Annotated in this window: 16 protein-coding genes and 1 pseudogene; 8 read left to right on the top strand and 9 right to left on the bottom strand. The window is 57.7% G+C overall.

Translation table 11 applies throughout. The annotated features are described in order from the left end of the window. Positions 1-470 precede the first annotated feature (470 nt). The gene (locus tag J5M66_RS23185; protein WP_016775449.1) at positions 471-1,304 is read left to right on the top strand and encodes an undecaprenyl-diphosphate phosphatase; all 834 of its coding nucleotides are present in this window, start codon (positions 471-473) and stop codon (positions 1,302-1,304) included. On the opposite strand, the gene J5M66_RS23180 is transcribed toward J5M66_RS23185, so the two are convergent. Further along, complete coding sequence (locus tag J5M66_RS23180) at positions 1,305-1,724, bottom strand: DUF2388 domain-containing protein (protein WP_243433042.1); 420 nt, start codon at positions 1,722-1,724, stop codon at positions 1,305-1,307. Between the two features lie 27 nt (positions 1,725-1,751). Further along, positions 1,752-2,738 (bottom strand): tRNA dihydrouridine(20/20a) synthase DusA, encoded by a 987-nt coding sequence (dusA, locus tag J5M66_RS23175; protein ID WP_207809368.1) that lies wholly within the window; start codon positions 2,736-2,738, stop codon positions 1,752-1,754. A gap of 526 nt (positions 2,739-3,264) precedes the next feature. Between dusA and J5M66_RS23170 the strand changes: the two genes are divergently transcribed. The 3 genes from J5M66_RS23170 to J5M66_RS23160 all read left to right on the top strand — a co-directional run bounded on the left by J5M66_RS23170 (position 3,265) and on the right by J5M66_RS23160 (position 6,965). Next, positions 3,265-3,627 (top strand): hypothetical protein, encoded by a 363-nt coding sequence (locus J5M66_RS23170; protein WP_016775441.1) that lies wholly within the window; start codon positions 3,265-3,267, stop codon positions 3,625-3,627. A 453-nt stretch (positions 3,628-4,080) separates the two neighbouring features. Further along, on the top strand, positions 4,081-6,015 hold the full coding sequence (locus tag J5M66_RS23165; protein WP_122746872.1) for a methyl-accepting chemotaxis protein: 1,935 nt from the start codon (positions 4,081-4,083) through the stop codon (positions 6,013-6,015). A gap of 140 nt (positions 6,016-6,155) precedes the next feature. After that, positions 6,156-6,965 carry an EAL domain-containing protein gene (locus tag J5M66_RS23160; protein WP_071173021.1) on the top strand — a complete coding sequence of 270 codons (810 nt, stop codon included), beginning with the start codon at positions 6,156-6,158 and terminating at the stop codon, positions 6,963-6,965. 58 nt (positions 6,966-7,023) lie between these two features. Here J5M66_RS23160 and J5M66_RS23155 read toward each other — a convergent pair. From J5M66_RS23155 to J5M66_RS23125, 7 genes and pseudogenes are all read right to left on the bottom strand, one after another. Beyond that, positions 7,024-7,203 (bottom strand): annotated as a pseudogene (locus J5M66_RS23155) (DUF6691 family protein); the annotation flags it as partial. Positions 7,204-7,281: 78 nt separating this feature from the next. Then, entirely contained in the window at positions 7,282-8,067 is a 786-nt protein-coding gene (locus tag J5M66_RS23150) for a transporter substrate-binding domain-containing protein (RefSeq protein ID WP_123442038.1), read from the bottom strand. Between the two features lie 58 nt (positions 8,068-8,125). Further along, positions 8,126-8,995, bottom strand: coding sequence for a copper homeostasis membrane protein CopD (gene copD, locus J5M66_RS23145; protein WP_207809370.1), 870 nt, complete (start codon positions 8,993-8,995; stop codon positions 8,126-8,128). A 3-nt stretch (positions 8,996-8,998) separates the two neighbouring features. Further along, positions 8,999-9,373, bottom strand: a complete 375-nt coding sequence (copC, locus tag J5M66_RS23140; RefSeq protein WP_137214691.1) for a copper homeostasis periplasmic binding protein CopC — start codon at positions 9,371-9,373, stop codon at positions 8,999-9,001. Positions 9,374-9,405: 32 nt separating this feature from the next. Further along, a complete protein-coding gene (locus J5M66_RS23135; protein ID WP_207809373.1) occupies positions 9,406-10,275 on the bottom strand; it encodes a copper resistance protein B in 870 nt (289 codons plus the stop codon). A gap of 11 nt (positions 10,276-10,286) precedes the next feature. Continuing rightward, a complete protein-coding gene (locus J5M66_RS23130; RefSeq protein WP_123442040.1) occupies positions 10,287-11,984 on the bottom strand; it encodes a copper resistance system multicopper oxidase in 1,698 nt (565 codons plus the stop codon). A 102-nt stretch (positions 11,985-12,086) separates the two neighbouring features. Then, positions 12,087-12,557: a hypothetical protein gene (locus tag J5M66_RS23125; protein ID WP_130903120.1), complete on the bottom strand. Its 471-nt coding sequence runs from the start codon at positions 12,555-12,557 to the stop codon at positions 12,087-12,089. A 164-nt stretch (positions 12,558-12,721) separates the two neighbouring features. Here J5M66_RS23125 and J5M66_RS23120 point away from each other — a divergent pair, with 164 nt between their 5' ends. The 4 genes from J5M66_RS23120 to J5M66_RS23105 all read left to right on the top strand — a co-directional run bounded on the left by J5M66_RS23120 (position 12,722) and on the right by J5M66_RS23105 (position 15,276). Next, a complete protein-coding gene (locus J5M66_RS23120) occupies positions 12,722-13,390 on the top strand; it encodes a ribonuclease T2 (RefSeq protein WP_207809375.1) in 669 nt (222 codons plus the stop codon). Between the two features lie 104 nt (positions 13,391-13,494). Further along, complete coding sequence (locus J5M66_RS23115; RefSeq protein WP_280074296.1) at positions 13,495-14,022, top strand: PAAR domain-containing protein; 528 nt, start codon at positions 13,495-13,497, stop codon at positions 14,020-14,022. A 4-nt stretch (positions 14,023-14,026) separates the two neighbouring features. Further along, positions 14,027-14,755, top strand: a complete 729-nt coding sequence (locus tag J5M66_RS23110) for a hypothetical protein (protein ID WP_016775430.1) — start codon at positions 14,027-14,029, stop codon at positions 14,753-14,755. Beyond that, positions 14,755-15,276: a hypothetical protein gene (locus J5M66_RS23105; RefSeq protein WP_071173012.1), complete on the top strand. Its 522-nt coding sequence runs from the start codon at positions 14,755-14,757 to the stop codon at positions 15,274-15,276. Before J5M66_RS23110 ends, J5M66_RS23105 begins: the two co-directional genes overlap by 1 nt. Positions 15,277-15,385: the final 109 nt, after the last annotated feature.

Genomic DNA, 15,385 nt, shown 5'->3' with positions numbered 1-15,385 from the left:
CGAGTTTTCTAACAATAACTAAGCTTTTCAGGCTTTTAGTTGATTTTCTCGGGCTTGTGAACTAATGCGTAAGTGATGGCTATATGCAATGGTGCCACTATTTTGAGCTTGTGGCGATGGCTTTGTCTATGTCCTTTTGCCATTGATTGGCCATGTCAACAATGTGTGAGGTTGATCACACTTCATATCTGAACTGAAATATTTGTAGTAATAGATGTAAATTTTTTCCGTTTAGTTCGTCGGCCGACGATTACTAACATGACTTGAGTGTGGCAGTCCGTTAGACCTATTCTTCGAAATCAAAAGATCGCAGCCTTCGGCAGCTCCTACATGGAAATGCATTCCAAATGTAGGAGCTGCCGAAGGCTGCGATCTTTGGATCTTCATATGCGCCAATTGTGTAACTCAGATACTCAACCCCTGAGTGTTATTGACTGGTCGCTCACCCTGAGTGCTCTGACGGAGGATTAATGGATTTCTGGACCCTTTTCCAGGTGTTGATATTAGGCGCGGTAGAAGGCTTGACCGAGTTCTTGCCCATTTCAAGTACCGGCCACCAGATTATTGTCGCCGACCTGCTCGAGTTTGGCGGCGAACGCGCGATGGCGTTCAACATCATTATTCAACTGGGGGCCATTCTTGCTGTGGTCTGGGAATTTCGTCCGAAGATCTTCGAAATCGTCAAAGGCCTGCCCACCGAGCGCAACGCGCAACGTTTCACCCTTAATCTGCTGATCGCGTTTTTCCCGGCCGTTATCCTCGGCGTGTTATTCGCCGACGCGATTCATGAATACCTGTTCAACCCGATCACCGTTGCGGTGGCCCTGGTTGTTGGCGGCATCGTCATGTTGTGGGCCGAACAGCGCAGCCATGTAGTCAGCGTCGAACATGTCGACGACATGCGCTGGTCCCACGCGTTGAAGGTCGGTTTCGTACAATGTCTTGCGATGATTCCCGGCACCTCGCGTTCCGGCTCGACCATCATCGGCGGGCTGCTCTTCGGCCTATCGCGCAAAGCCGCCACCGAGTTCTCGTTCTTCCTCGCCATGCCGACCATGGTTGGCGCCGCCGTTTATTCCGGCTACAAATACCGCGACCTGTTCCAACCCAACGACCTGCCAGTCTTCGCCCTCGGCTTCGTCACCGCGTTCATCTTCGCCATGATCGCCGTACGCGGCTTGCTCAAGTTTATTGCCAACCACAGCTATGCCGCGTTCGCGTGGTACCGGATCGGTTTTGGATTGTTGATTCTGGCGACGTGGCTGTTTGGTTGGGTCAACTGGACCGCCGCAGCGGCCGCCTGATCACTGCGCGCTGATCAACGCCGCCACGGCGAGATCGTTTAACGTCGAATCCGACGACTCCTGACGAAAGCGCTGCAAGGCCGAGGTGAAATACGCGGCTTGCAGCATGCCGTCGCTGGCCAGATAGAGTCGCGCGTCTTCTTGCTCCTCGGCAGAGTAAACACGCTTGTGACTGTCGGTCGTTTCCTGGCTAGACGAAATAGGTGCGAGGATTAAAGACACCAAAGTGAAGCCGGAAAGCTGCGTCACCTCCCACGGCGTATCGGTACGGCCCATGCAAAAGCCATCGCAGTGCGCATAAACGTCGGAAGTGAAGCTGAACAAGGCGAGGAGGGTGAAACGCTTGAAACCTGAAAAAGTAAACGCGGGCATAAACAAAAGACATCCTGTCAGTACATCAAAATACTGGGCAACGCTCATGCGCCGCCCGCACACTCAAACCATCAATCAACGCCCTTCAAGCAACGCAGCCGCCTGATCCAGCAACGCCAGCGGATCCTTGGCCTTGTGAATATCCACCGACAACAACTGACGAAACTTGCGCGCCCCGGGGAACCCTGTGCCCAGGCCCAGCACATGCCGAGTGATGTGATGCATCGCACCACCGGCCAGCAAATGCTCGGCGATATAAGGCCGCAATTGCGCCAGCGCCTCAGCCCGACTGATCACCGGCGCCGAACTGCCGAACAACTGCTGATCCACCTCCGCCAGCAAATACGGATTGTGATAAGCCTCACGCCCCAACATCACGCCGTCGAACGTCTGCAGATGCTCATGGCAGGCCTCCATGGTCTTGATCCCGCCGTTCAGCACAATCTCCAGCTCCGGAAAATCCGCCTTCAACTGCGCCGCGACGTCATAGCGCAACGGCGGAATGTCGCGATTCTCCTTCGGCGACAACCCTTCGAGGATCGCAATCCGCGCATGCACGGTAAAACTCGTGCAGCCGGCATCGCGAACAGTGCCGACGAAATCGCACAACTCGGCATAACTGTCGCGCCCGTTGATGCCGATCCGGTGCTTAACCGTCACCGGAATCGACACCGCATCACGCATCGCCTTCACACAATCGGCCACCAACTGCGGATGCCCCATCAGGCACGCGCCGATCATGTTGTTTTGCACACGATCACTCGGGCAGCCGACGTTCAGGTTCACCTCGTCGTAATCGTGCTCCTGAGCCATGCGCGCGCAGGCGGCGAGATCGAGCGGAACACTACCACCGAGCTGCAACGCCAGCGGGTGCTCGGCTTCGTTGTGACGCAGGAAACGTTCGTGATCACCGTTGAGCAATGCGCCAGTGGTGACCATTTCGGTGTAGAGCAGGGCGTTCTTCGACAGGAGGCGTAGGAAGAAACGGCAATGGCGGTCCGTCCAATCCATCATCGGGGCGACGGAGAAGCGGCGGGAGAGTGTGACGGGTTGTAGGGACATGTGAGGAATCTGGATCAAGAAGGCGAAGGCGCAAGAGTTTATCAGGTCTGCGAACAGGCAAAGGCTTGCGAGGCGCTGTTTGTGGTTTGAACTGGGCTCCGACGCGCTCGGCCTGATGGGAGGAAGTGTATTTCTGCCTGTTTTCTGTCCTTCAGTATGCGTTTAAACGATTGCGCAGGCGCTTGTTTAAATCTGACTGGTGAAAGTTATCCGAAGCCTACCTTGTCTTGCGCCTCCCCCTACACCTAAGACAGAATCCGCCGGCTTGTGCGTCTAGCCTGCGGGTTTTATCGTCTCCGGGTCACTGAAAACAGTGATCGGGTTTGGTAGCCCGCTCCGTCAGAAGCACAAGACTACTGTCTTGCGATGACGTTTCTCGTCTTCGTTTTATGGTGGTCATGCGCGGGGCGTCTTCGGATGCGCCGGGGTTCCTGACGACCGGTCTACCAACCTGCGTATGGCCTCCACCCTTCGTTTGGTAGCGAGAGTGATGGCTCCTTTTCGTTAATCCGTCAGGAGTTACACCATGTTCAAACCAACACCCAACCCGCCAGAAACCGACCCCGCATCCCCCTACGAATCCGCCAATTCCAAAAAACTCCACGAAGCCGCCGAGCGCGCGCTTGATCACTATCTCCTTCCCGCCAGCCTAATCAGGGCCAGCACCGATGCGCCCGAACGCATGTACCTCGCCAATCCCAAGTACGACATGGAATCCCTGTTGGCCAATGCCTGCGAAACCCTGGGTTCTGCCTCCGAAATGCTCAACAACTTTGCCGCGACGCTGGATAACTCGCGCCGCAAATCTGCGCTAGGCATTGCGCAGGTGGTGATGTTGGCGGAGTTGGCGGTGAATCAGGCGTTGGATAAGGTTGAAATCAAGCCGTAAACCCGTGTCCCTCTGTGGCATGCGGCACGCCGTTGCTGCAGAGGGGCGGGGTTCTGCATTGACATTTTCATCGTCTTTTCACGCCGATAGCGATGTGCCACAAATCATGATGGCAATGCGTCATCACGCCGCTCAAAAAGTTCAACGATTATACAAAAATATAAAGTTGTACAAGTTTTCCCAAAATTAATAGCATCCCTCCAGACACCTTTGCTGAAACGATAAATCCAGCGTGCAAATGCTCTGTTTGCGAGGTGAAGGGTTTGTCTGCCGGTGCTCGCGTCGGGTCTCTTTTCGACGCTTCAACAGCATCGGCATTTGCATCTCCGGGACAGCTGGAGCGTCCCGTATTACGCCTTGGATGACGACCCCCGAATGTCTGGACGGTGACTGTGGTTACCGGAGATCAATTTTTGTGCCTGGCGTTTCGCGTCAGGACGTTTGAGGCTGAATATGGCAGTAGCATCGAATTTCCTCGGTGACATCAAAGTTTCCCGCAAGCTGGGAACCGGCTTCGGCATTCTTCTGCTGGCCGTTTTGGCGGTTGCCTTCATTGGCTATAACAGCAACAGCGTGCTGGTTGATCGCTTGAGTACGACGCGCCTGATCGGCACGTTGAATGACGCTACGCAAAATATGCGTCTGTCCGAGAAACAGTACGAAGCCGCCGCTGACGCAGCCTTCGCCGAGTCCTATAACGCGCAGTTGAATGTCTTGCAGGGCCTTGTGGGCAAGGCGCTGGATACGTTGACCCGCGCTGAAAACCAGCAAGCCCTGAAGGCGCTGCAAACCACGATTGTTGCCTACGACCAGAAGGTGAAACGGCTGATCGCTGCCGACCAGTCGACCACGGATGCGTTGAAACCGCTGACGGCGCTGTCGGACAAGTACGCGCAAACTTTTGCCGGCATGCTTGAAGGCACCACGACCAGTGCACTGGCGTCTGCCGATGGTGAACGCGTTCGGGAGCTGCGTACGGTGGCCGACTTGCGCAATGGCATGACCACGTTTCGCCTGATGTTGCGTCGTTACATTGCGGTGCCCAACGACGTGAACAAAAAACTGCTGATGGAAACCATCGATACCTTCTTGAGTGATATCAGCAAGGCGCGCACCAGCCTGCCGACGGCGCTGTCGAGCCAACTGGAAGAAGCCCACGCCGGCATGCGGCGTTATCGCGAAGTACTGGTGGAAGTGGCCGGGCTGTTTGAGCAGAAGCAGAACATGCGCGAGCAGGTCGACCAGGAAAGCAAGGCGATGGACAAGATCATGAGTGGCCTGATGGACACCCAGCAGCGCCTTGCACATGAGGATCAGCATTCGGCTTTTATTCAGATGGCGGTATTGACTGCGCTGGCGCTGGTGATCGGGCTGTTGGCTTCGGTGGTCATCTCGCGCCAGATTACTGCGCCGCTGGCGCTGACGGTTGATCTGGCGCGACGGATTGCCAAAGGCGACCTGACGGTCCAGGCCAGGTCTGCGCGCAAAGATGAGTTGGGCGATCTGCAAAATGCGATGCAGGAGATGGCGCAGAACCTGAACACGCTGGTGCAAGGTATCGGCAATGGCGTCACGCAGATTTCCACCTCTGCGGAAAAGCTCTCGGCCATGAGCGAGCAGACCAGCGCAGGTGTACGTCAGCAAAAAAGCGAAGTGGATCAAGTTGCCACGGCGATGCACGAAATGGCTTCGACGGTGCAGGAAGTTGCGCGTAACACCACCGATGCCTCCGCTGCCGCGACCCTCGCCGATCAGCAGGCGCGCCACGGCAGCACGGTGGTGAAGCAGGCGACGGTGCAGATCAGCGAACTTGCCATGGCCATTGAAGAGTTGGGCGGTGCGATGAATGTGCTGACTCAGGACAGCGAGCAGATCGGCAAAGTCATCGATGTGATCAAAGCCGTCGCCGAGCAGACCAATCTGCTCGCGTTGAACGCCGCTATCGAAGCCGCGCGGGCGGGTGAGCAGGGTCGTGGTTTTGCTGTGGTAGCAGACGAAGTGCGCTCGCTGGCGCAGCGCACGCAGGACTCGACCAAGGAAATCGAAGCGCTGATCGTCACCCTGCAACAAGGCACGCAAGCGGCTGCGACGCTGATGACCTCAAGCCGCGAACGCACCCTCGATACGGTGGTACTGGCGCAGAAGGCCGAATTGGCGATTACCGAGATCAATCAGTCCATCGGTACGATCCAGGAAATGAGTCTGCAGATCTCGGCCGCCGCCGAGCAGCAAAGTGCCGTGGCCGACGAAATCAACCGCAGCATTGTCAGTGTGCGTGATGTGGCTGACCAGTCGGCTGTCGCCAGCGAAGAAAGCGCGGCGGCGACGATCGAGTTGGCGTCACTGGGGCAGGACCTGCAGCGAATGACCGCGCATTTCCGCACCTGATCATTTTAACGTCGAGCGCGCGGCGCCTTTGCATATTCAGGCGCCGCAGGGCTGCAGTTGTTGCCTGGTTTGCAGATGACGCAATCCTGCAACTGATCATTTATCACCATGGAAGGTTACAACCCGTTATCAGGGGTGTCATGACCGACTTTCCAAAATCATTCGCGTCTCCCGGTGGCTGCCAGGGCTGTAGAAACAAAGGTGTGCCAGAGATGGATTTCGCCTTCGCTTTCCAGCCCATTGTGGATCTGCGCGATCAAACGACGTTTGCCCATGAAGCGTTGGTTCGCGGCGTAAACGGTGAAGGTGCCTTGTCTGTCCTGGAGCAGGTGGACGATCAGAACCGTTACCGATTCGATCAACTGTGTCGAGTGCGGGCAATTTCCACCGCGGCTGACTTAGGCATGACGCAGTACCTGTCGATCAACTTTCTGCCGAATGCCGTTTACCGGCCGGAGATGTGTATTCGCAGCACATTGGAAGCGGCGCGCACATACGGCTTTCCGCTGGAGCGGCTGATCTTCGAAGCCGTGGAAGGCGAGCACGTTGAAAGCAACAAACACTTGATGAATATCTTGCGTGAGTATCGTGAGTTTGGTTTCAAGACGGCCATCGACGACTTTGGCGCAGGCTATTCCGGCCTTAACTTGTTGGCGGATTTTCAACCGGACCTGATCAAGCTGGATATGGCGCTGATCCGCAATATTCACCGTGACCGCGTACGCCAGACCATCGTGCGCAACGTGGTCAACATGTGCAGAGAGTTGGGCGTGGAAGTGATCGCCGAGGGCATAGAAAATGCCGAGGAAAGAGACTTTCTCGCCGATTGCGGCATTTATCTGATGCAGGGCTACTGGTTTGCCAGGCCCTCGTTCAAATCGTTGGCGCAGATCTCGACGAGTGCGTGGCTGGGGAGATCATCCAATCCGCGCTCTTATGCAAAACATTGACCGCCACCGACACTGGCTGCCGTCGGTGCCATGCGCCTGAATGCCGGTTGTTCTGCGGTCACGGATTGCGTCGGGTTTCCAGCAGCGTAAATAACCCCATGCCTGCGAGCATCGCCAATACGAAAACCATTGCCTGCCAGTGGCCCGTCAACAGGATGGTCACTGCCGGGCCAGGGCAGATGCCGGCTATCCCCCAACCGACGCCGAACAGCAGGCCGGCCAGGAATGCATTCAGTTTGAGCACGTTCAGATTCCCGACACCGCGTGCATTGAGCGAACCGTTCCCTCAACGCGCGCGGTGGCCGGGTTAAGTGGCTTACTGCGGCACCGCAATCCACTCACTCAACGTCTGCTGATACTTGCCAGTGACCTTGCTCAAGTGCAGCCACTGATCGACATACAGTTTCCAACTCATGTCATCGCGCGGCAGCAAGTAAGCCTTCTCCCCGTACTGCATGTACTTATGCGGATTCACAGCGCACAACCCCGGTTTGAGTTTCTGCTGATACAGCGCTTCCGAGGCGTCGGTGATCATCACGTCGGCTTTGTTGTCGAGCAGTTGCTGGAAGATCGTCACGTTGTCGTGCAGGGCCAGTTGCGCTTTGGGCAGGAAGGCGTGGACGAAGGCTTCGTTGGTGCCGCCGGCAGGTTCCACCAGGCGCACGTTGGGCTGGTTGATCTGGTCGATGGTCTGGTATTTGGACTGGTCGGCGCAGCGCACCAGCGGGATCTTGCCGTCGGTGTCGAGGGTGTTGCTGAAGTAGGCTTTTTTCTGCCGTTCCAGTGTGACTGAGATGCCGCCCATGCCGATGTCGCATTTGCCGGCCTGCATGTCGGGCATCAGGGTTTTCCAGGTGGTCTGCACCCATTGCACCTTGACGCCGAGGCTGTCGGCCAGGGAGCGGGCCATGCTGATGTCGATGCCTTCGAAGTCGCCGTCGCTGCGCTTGAAGGTGTAGGGCTTGTAATCGCCGGTGGTGCAGACGCGCAACTGGCCTTGTTGCTGAATGCTGTCGAGGTGGGACGTGGCGGGGTCGGCGTGAGCGCCAGTCGCCAGGGTCAGCAGGCCGCCGAGGATCATCGTGCTTTTTAGTGTTGTCATTGAGATCGGGCTTCTGAAAGGGAAGGTGGCCCAGTGTAGTGAAAGCCTTCCACGGGTGTCATCCCGGGTCCGGACTCAATGTGCCCAGCCACGCCACCAGCGCCACGATCAAAAGGGCAAGGGCCAGCTCCATCACCACACTGCGCCGCAGCGCGTTCGCGGCGATGAGGTGCTGGCCGTCGCGCAGCGATTGTTGCAGTGACGGTCCAAGATGAAAGCGGTTCAACGCAGCCAGCACCAGCATCACGGCAAACGCCAGCACCTTGATCGTCAGCAGCTGCCCGTAGGTCCCGAACAGCACTCCGTCGAGCCTTGGGCCAACGATGAAGAGATAATTCATCACGCCGGTGACCGACACCGTCAGCACGATCAACGCGCCCACCCATTCGAAGCGTTTCACTGCATCGGCGATCAAGCGAAGGCGTGTATCACCGATCCGCCCGCTCACCATCAACACCAGCGCCAGCAAGGCACCCAACCACGCTCCCGCCGCAAGCAAGTGCAAGATGTCGCTGAGAAAGTGCCAGAACCGCAGCCATCCTTCGTCCATCGCGCCATGCCCGCTCCACGCCAGCGAAGCGAGGGCAATGGCGCCTGCCAACGACGCTGGCCAAAGACCCGGTCGGATCACCACGATGGCCAACGCTGTCATCCGCAGCACCCACGCCAGGCCGACGTCCGTGTCCAGCAGCATCATCTGCAGGTGTGGCCACAATGCCGCGAGCTGTGTTTCGCCACTCATGGCGCGGGTCATCAGCACCAGCCCGGCCACTGACAGCAATGCCCCTGTCACTGCCATGCCGCGCAACAACGGACGGAACCGCAGCAGCGCGTTGAAGCTGTACAAGCCAAACAACGCCAGCCCGAACAACAGCAGCAAATCCACATACAAGGCGAACCGCAGGATGATGTTGAGCAGGTCCGCCATTGTTCACTTCACTTTGAACGTGACGTTACCGGTGATCGGGTGCGTGTCGGCGGACACCGCGCGCCACTGCACCTGATAGGTGCCGGCAGGCAGCGGGGCGAGCGGGGTGATCAGCATGGTTTTCGGATCGCTGCTGGCGCTGACCTTGGCTTTCATCGGCATCGGCGAGTGAGCCATGCCGCCCATTTCGGTCATTACCAGTTTGGCCCCGGAGAATTGCGTGACCAGGTTCTCGGAAAAGTGCAGCTCGATCCTGTTCGGCGCGGCACCTTCCGCGCCTTCGGCCGGCGTTGACGAAAGCAGTTTCGGGTGGGCCTGGGCGAGGGTGCTCAGGAGTAATCCGCTGGCGAATATCAGGGGCAGGGTCAATGTGCGCATGCAAGGTCTCCGGTTTGTTTTTGTAGAAGAATTCAGAACCACAGCCTGACGCCGAGGACGAGGCGCGCCTCACTGCGATCCTCGTCTTCTTCGCGGGCGTAGTCGGCGGTGTTGCCGTAAGTGCGATTCCACGTCACGCCGATATAAGGCGCGAATTCGCGGCGGATTTCATAGCGCAACCGCAGGCCTGCCTCGGTATTGGACAACCCTGAGCCGATGCCTCGCTGCGGATCGTTTTTGCCGTAGATGTTGAGTTCTGCGGTCGGCTGCAGGATCAGTCGGTTGGTCAGCAGGATGTCGTAGTCGCCCTCCAGGCGTACCGCACTCTGGCCGCCCTCGCCAATGAAAGCCGTGGCTTCGGCCTCGAAGTTGTACAGCGCCATGCCTTGCACGCCGAACGCGGCCCAGGTTTGCGGTGCGCCGGGTTTGAAGTCCTGACGCACGCCGCTGACCACGTCCCACCATGGTGAAATCGCGTGGCCCCATAGCGCTTGAATTTCCGCGTCTTCAGTCTTGCCGTTGTTGCGCTCGCCTTCAGAGCGCAGCCACAGCCGATCGGTATCCCCGCCGATCCAGCCGGACAGATCCCAGGCCAAAGCGCTGCCGTCATCGGCGTTCTGCCATTCGAGTTTGTCGGCAAGAAAGTAACTGTTGATGACGCTGTCATGCACCTGATGACCGCCGGGGCTGGTGAACACCGCAGCGCGGTCGGCGTCGGTCACGGGCGCAATCGGCGTGCGGCTTTCGCTGGGCGCGGCGGGCTGCATCATGCCGTCGTCCATGCTTTGCATTGCCGAATGATCCATCCCGGGCATCTGGCTGTGGTCCATGCCGTGCATGGCGTCGGCAGCCATGGCAGAGGTGCCGGCGAGCAGCAGCGAAAACACGCTGAGTCGAGTCATGATCGGCCTCTTCATTCTTCCACCCGCACTTCGCGGAACATGCCCGTTTCCATGTGATAAAGCAGATGACAGTGATAGGCCCAGCGGCCGAGGGCGTCGGCGGTGACGCGATAGCTGCGGCGGCTGCCGGGCGGCATGTCGATGGTGTGTTTGCGCACCTGAAAGTTGCCGTTTTCGTCTTCCAGATCGCTCCACATCCCGTGCAGGTGGATCGGGTGGGTCATCATGGTGTCGTTGACCAGTACCAGGCGGATGCGCTCGCCGTATTTCAGACGTAGAGGCTCGGCATCGGAGAATTTGATGCCGTTGAACGACCAGGCGAATTTCTCCATGTGGCCGGTCAGGTGCAGCTCTATCGTGCGGCTCGGATCGCGGCCGTCCGGGTCTTCGAAGGTGCTGCGCAGGTCGGCGTAGGTCAGCACTCGGCGGCCGTTGTTGCGCAGGCCGAGGCCTGGGTCGTCGAGCTTTGGCGCGGTGATCATGGCCTGCATGTCCACCAGCGGATTATTGTTTTCACTGTCGGGATGGGCTTGCATCGGGCCCATGCTGGAGTGATCCATGGCGCTCATGTCCATGCTGCCGTGATCCATGCCGCCCATGCCCATGTCGTCCATGCTCACCAACGGACGCGGATCCAGCGCCGGCACTGCTGCCGACATGCCGGGGCGTGTGGCGAGAGTGCCACGGGCGTAACCGCTGCGATCCATCGCCTGAGCGAAGAGGGTGTAGGCCTCGGTTGCAGGTTCAACGATCACGTCATAGGTCTCGGCCACGGCAATGCGCAGTTCATCGACGCTGACCGGTTTGACGTGCAGGCCATCGGCAGCCACCACCGTCATCTTCAGTCCCGGAATGCGCACATCGAAATAGGTCATGGCCGAGCCGTTGATCAGGCGCAGGCGCAGTTTTTCGCCGGGACGGAACAGCCAGGTGAAGTTGTCATCGGGGGCCTGGCCGTTGATCAAAAAGGTATACGTGGCGCCACTGACGTCGGCGATGTCGGTGGGGTTCATGTTCATTTGCGCCCACATCGTGCGATCGGCAACCGTGGCGCCCCAGCCTTTTTCACTGACATCGTTGATAAAGTCGCCGACGGTGCGTTTGTGGAAGTTGTAGTAGTCGGACTGTTTTTTCAGAGTCTTCATCAGTCTGGCCGGGTCTTCGTCGGTCCAGTCGCTGAGCATTACCACGTAGTCGCGATCGTACTGGAACGGTTCCGGCTCTTTGGCCTCAATGACCAGCGGCCCGTAGACGCCGGCCTGCTCCTGTAAGCCGGAATGGCTGTGATACCAATAGGTGCCGTGCTGCCGGACCTTGAATTGGTAGACATACACGCCGCCCGGTTCAATGCCGTGGAAACTCAGGCCCGGTACGCCGTCCATGTTCGCCGGCAGCAGAATGCCGTGCCAGTGAATCGAGGTGTCGGCGGTGAGCCGGTTACGCACCCGCAGTGTCACGGTATCGCCTTCGCGCCAGCGCAACAGCGGGCCGGGCAGGCTGCCATTGATGGTCATCGCTGTGCGTGCCGAACCCGTGAAATTGACCGGAGTTTCGCCGATGAACAATTCGAATTCGTTGCCGCTCAGTTCGTTGACGGGCGCGGCGCCGTTCAGCGCCCAGACCGGTGTCCGCCAGAGCCCGAGGCCACCGAGCAAGCTACCGGCGGCCAGGCCTTTGACAAAAGTGCGTCTTGTGAGAATGGAAGGCATGCGCAGGAAATCCCCGTCTGGCTCATGACAGAGAGACTAGCCAGCCCCGGCTTTCAGTTGGCTGAGGCAAACATTACAGTTTTGTCAGTTAACCCGGGCGGCTTACAGGCTCAACCCTTGCTGCACCACCTGCAGCAGATTGTTTTCCGTCAGCGCGATCGCATCCAGCTCCTGGCCGGTCTCGATAGTCTGCAACCACCAATGGCTTTCGCCATGCTCGTCAACCGTGCGCAGCAACGACTGATCACGCCCCGGCACCTTGATCTCGACACGTCCGCAACCGTCCTCGGTAAACCGCGCAATCGGATCGAAAATCAGACTGTGATCGTTCGCTTCGATCACCAACTGATCGATTGCGTAATCGTGGCTCTCGCCGTCCGGCGAACTTTCGCAAACGTGCGTAGGATTTCGCCGAATCTTCAGTCCTACTTCGGTGACTGGCTGTAGCCAGGCTCCGATGCGGTGGTACAAGTCGTACACCTGAGCAGGCCAGCAATCGATTTCCAGCGCCGCATCAGCCTGGGTATGCCGTGTCTGCTTGAGTCTGGCGGCGAGTTCGTCTGCTTTACTCATGTCGGTTCCCTTGTTGGATGTCTGCCTGTTCAGCGTAGACCTTCGCACGGCGCAGGGCCTTGCCTTGCGTCATGCGCTTGCAATACAAGCGTGTCGAAATCAGCACTGGCCAGGTCTGGCCAACAACGAAAACCACGGACGCAGGCGTCCCAAGGAACGGGTTAATGAAAAAGCTGTTTACAATTCTGGCGCTGATCGCGCTGACGGCCGGTAGCATCGGCATGAGTTCGGCGCGTCAGCCGGAGTCGAACAAAGCTCAGGCGGAATCGGTGGCGGGGGTGTTCGACTACTACCTGCTGGCGCTGTCCTGGTCGCCGACTTTTTGTCTGTCGCACAAGGACGACGCGCAGTGCACCGGCAAGGGTTATGGTTTTGTCCTGCACGGTTTGTGGCCGCAATATGCCAAGGGCGGCTGGCCGCAATCCTGCCCGCCGCTGACAACGCTATCGGCGGCAGAAACCAGCAAGGGCCTGACGATGTACCCGACGAAAAAACTCCTCGATCACGAATGGGCCAAGCACGGCACCTGCAGCGGTCTCGGCGCGGAGGGCTATCTGGACAAGTCCGATCAGGCCCTCGGCGCGGTGAATATTCCGCAGGCGTTACAGCCGTTCGGCTCGACGTCGTACTACTTCGAAGCGCAGGAGATTGTCGATCTGTTTCGCAAGGCCAATCCGGGTATTCCCGAAGACGGAATTGCGGTGGTTTGCAGCGGCCCGCAGCTGTCGGAAGTGCGGGTGTGCATGGACAGGGATTTGCAGTTCGGCGCGTGTGGCAAAGGGGTGAAGACGCAGTGCCGGGCGGGGGATATTCGGGTGCCGCCGGTACGGTGAGCATCCGTAACGGCCCAGGAAAAGAGGCGCTCGCATGAGCGCCTTTTTTTTGCCTGAAGATTTGAAGGGGAGGGCAAATTCGCGCATGCTGAGCGCCTCAAAGGATCTGCACGACACATTGCAAGGAGCTGTTCATGAGCGGAAAACCCGCTGCCCGCGTCACCGACCCCACCGCCTGCCCGTTGCCGGGACACGGCACCAACCCGATCGTCAGCGGCTCGCCGAATGTCAATTTTGATGGACTGGCGGCTGCGCGCATGACCGACAAGTCCGCTTGCGGCAGTGCGATCAGCGGCGCTGTATCTGGCACCGTGTTCATCAATGGCTTGAACGCGGCGACGCTGGACAGCACCGGTGGCCACGGCAATGTCGTCATCGGCGGTTCAGGCACGGTGATCATTGGCGACACCGTAGTCGCGGCGCCTTTCAGTGGTCTGCTGCCGATGCCGGTGCACTTCACCGACAAGTTGAAACTGGTCAACGATGTAACTGGCGAACCGATGCCCAACCATCCCTATATGATCCAGCGCGCCGACGGGCGCATGGAGCATGGCGTGTCTGATGCCGACGGGTTTACTCACGAAGCCAGTTCGCACCTGCCTGAAACCATCAAGCTGTTTCTGGAGGAGTGAGGCAATGGCTGCGGAGACGGTAACGTGCGCGAAGGGCAACACTTACAAGCTGCACAAGGAGCATACGCTGACCGACAAGAAGGATGTCAGCGCCAAGCCTGTGCCGGTGGAAAGTACCAAGGCGATCGTGCTTTTTATTGGTGGGGCCGGGGATAAGGAGAGTTATTACTTCTCTGGGCCGTATCGAAATATACAACGGGCGTGGCTGGACTTTAATAAGCGTGCTGAGTCGTTACAAGATGAGGGGAAATACAAGTCGGAGTGGCTGGGCTACAACGAGGTCAGAGGCAAGTCAGATATTCAGCGACATGTTTTGAGTCTGATACCGTACAAAAGCTGCCCTATCTACATTATTGGACATAGTCTTGGGGGGTGGAATGGGGCGCACCTTACGAGAATAATGTCGGAGTGGGGGTACAGAGTGCCTATGCTGATTACTTTGGACCCTGTCGGTGAAGGCGCATTGGTGTGGGTAGGCTCGGATATCTATCGTGAGCGTCCCGAGCCCATTGCGGAGGATTGGATAAACGTCAGAGCGATGCCTACTCAAAGAGATCCTTCAGATGGTGTAGCGGATTTTGGCGAAAAATGGCTCATATCTTGCGGTCCTTCCCTTAATGCTAACGTAGATACCAATCATGCAGACGCTAAAGGTCTATTTGTCGCACCTATCTCTGGAGCTAAATCCGCAAGCGATTTGTTGTTCGAATCAGTCATGAGGGAGTTTTCGTGATGTGCAGATTTTTGCTTTGCGCATTGTTAGCCGTTTGTTCCGGCTGTGCGAAAGACCATGCGAAGCCTCCAGCAAATTTGAATTATGTGTCGGTCGAAAGAGAAAGTTTTCGGTTGTACGCTATCCGATATCAATCGGACGTTGATGTTCTGGATCTTTTTAATCGTGGAGAGGGAGTCGGTATGGCGTCAGGGACGCTTGAGTGTGCATTGGCGGATGACCATGATTTCTCGGTTGATAAAGCAATGCAATTTTCTGCCGTAGGTTTGATTGATTCAGACGTGAGCAAGAGAGAGAAAGAGAAATCTTCCTATCTCACCAGCGCGTTTCTGGTTGAAACCTCCAGCGACCGTAGTTCACAACGTCACCTGTCAACAACGGAGCTAAATAACCTCCTATACAATAAAACCCAAATCCCCTGCAAAGTCGTCATCACCGCCTTTGGCTACAAAACCTACTACTCAAACACCATGAACATCCCCACCGCCGACCTGCTCCGCGAAATCAACAAACCCGAATAAAGATCGCCGGGGGACTCAGGCAAATCCCCCCGCATCCACCCCCAATTCCCCACGCAAAAACTCCACCAGCCCCCGCTGCAAGCCGCTCAACACTCCCTCGCGGCTGACC

Source organism: Pseudomonas sp. 67(2021), from assembly GCF_017491835.1.
GTDB classification, from domain to species: Bacteria; Pseudomonadota; Gammaproteobacteria; order Pseudomonadales; family Pseudomonadaceae; genus Aquipseudomonas; species Aquipseudomonas atacamensis.
Note: the sequence above shows the minus strand (reverse complement) of the source record. Positions and strands in the feature narration are given on the sequence as shown.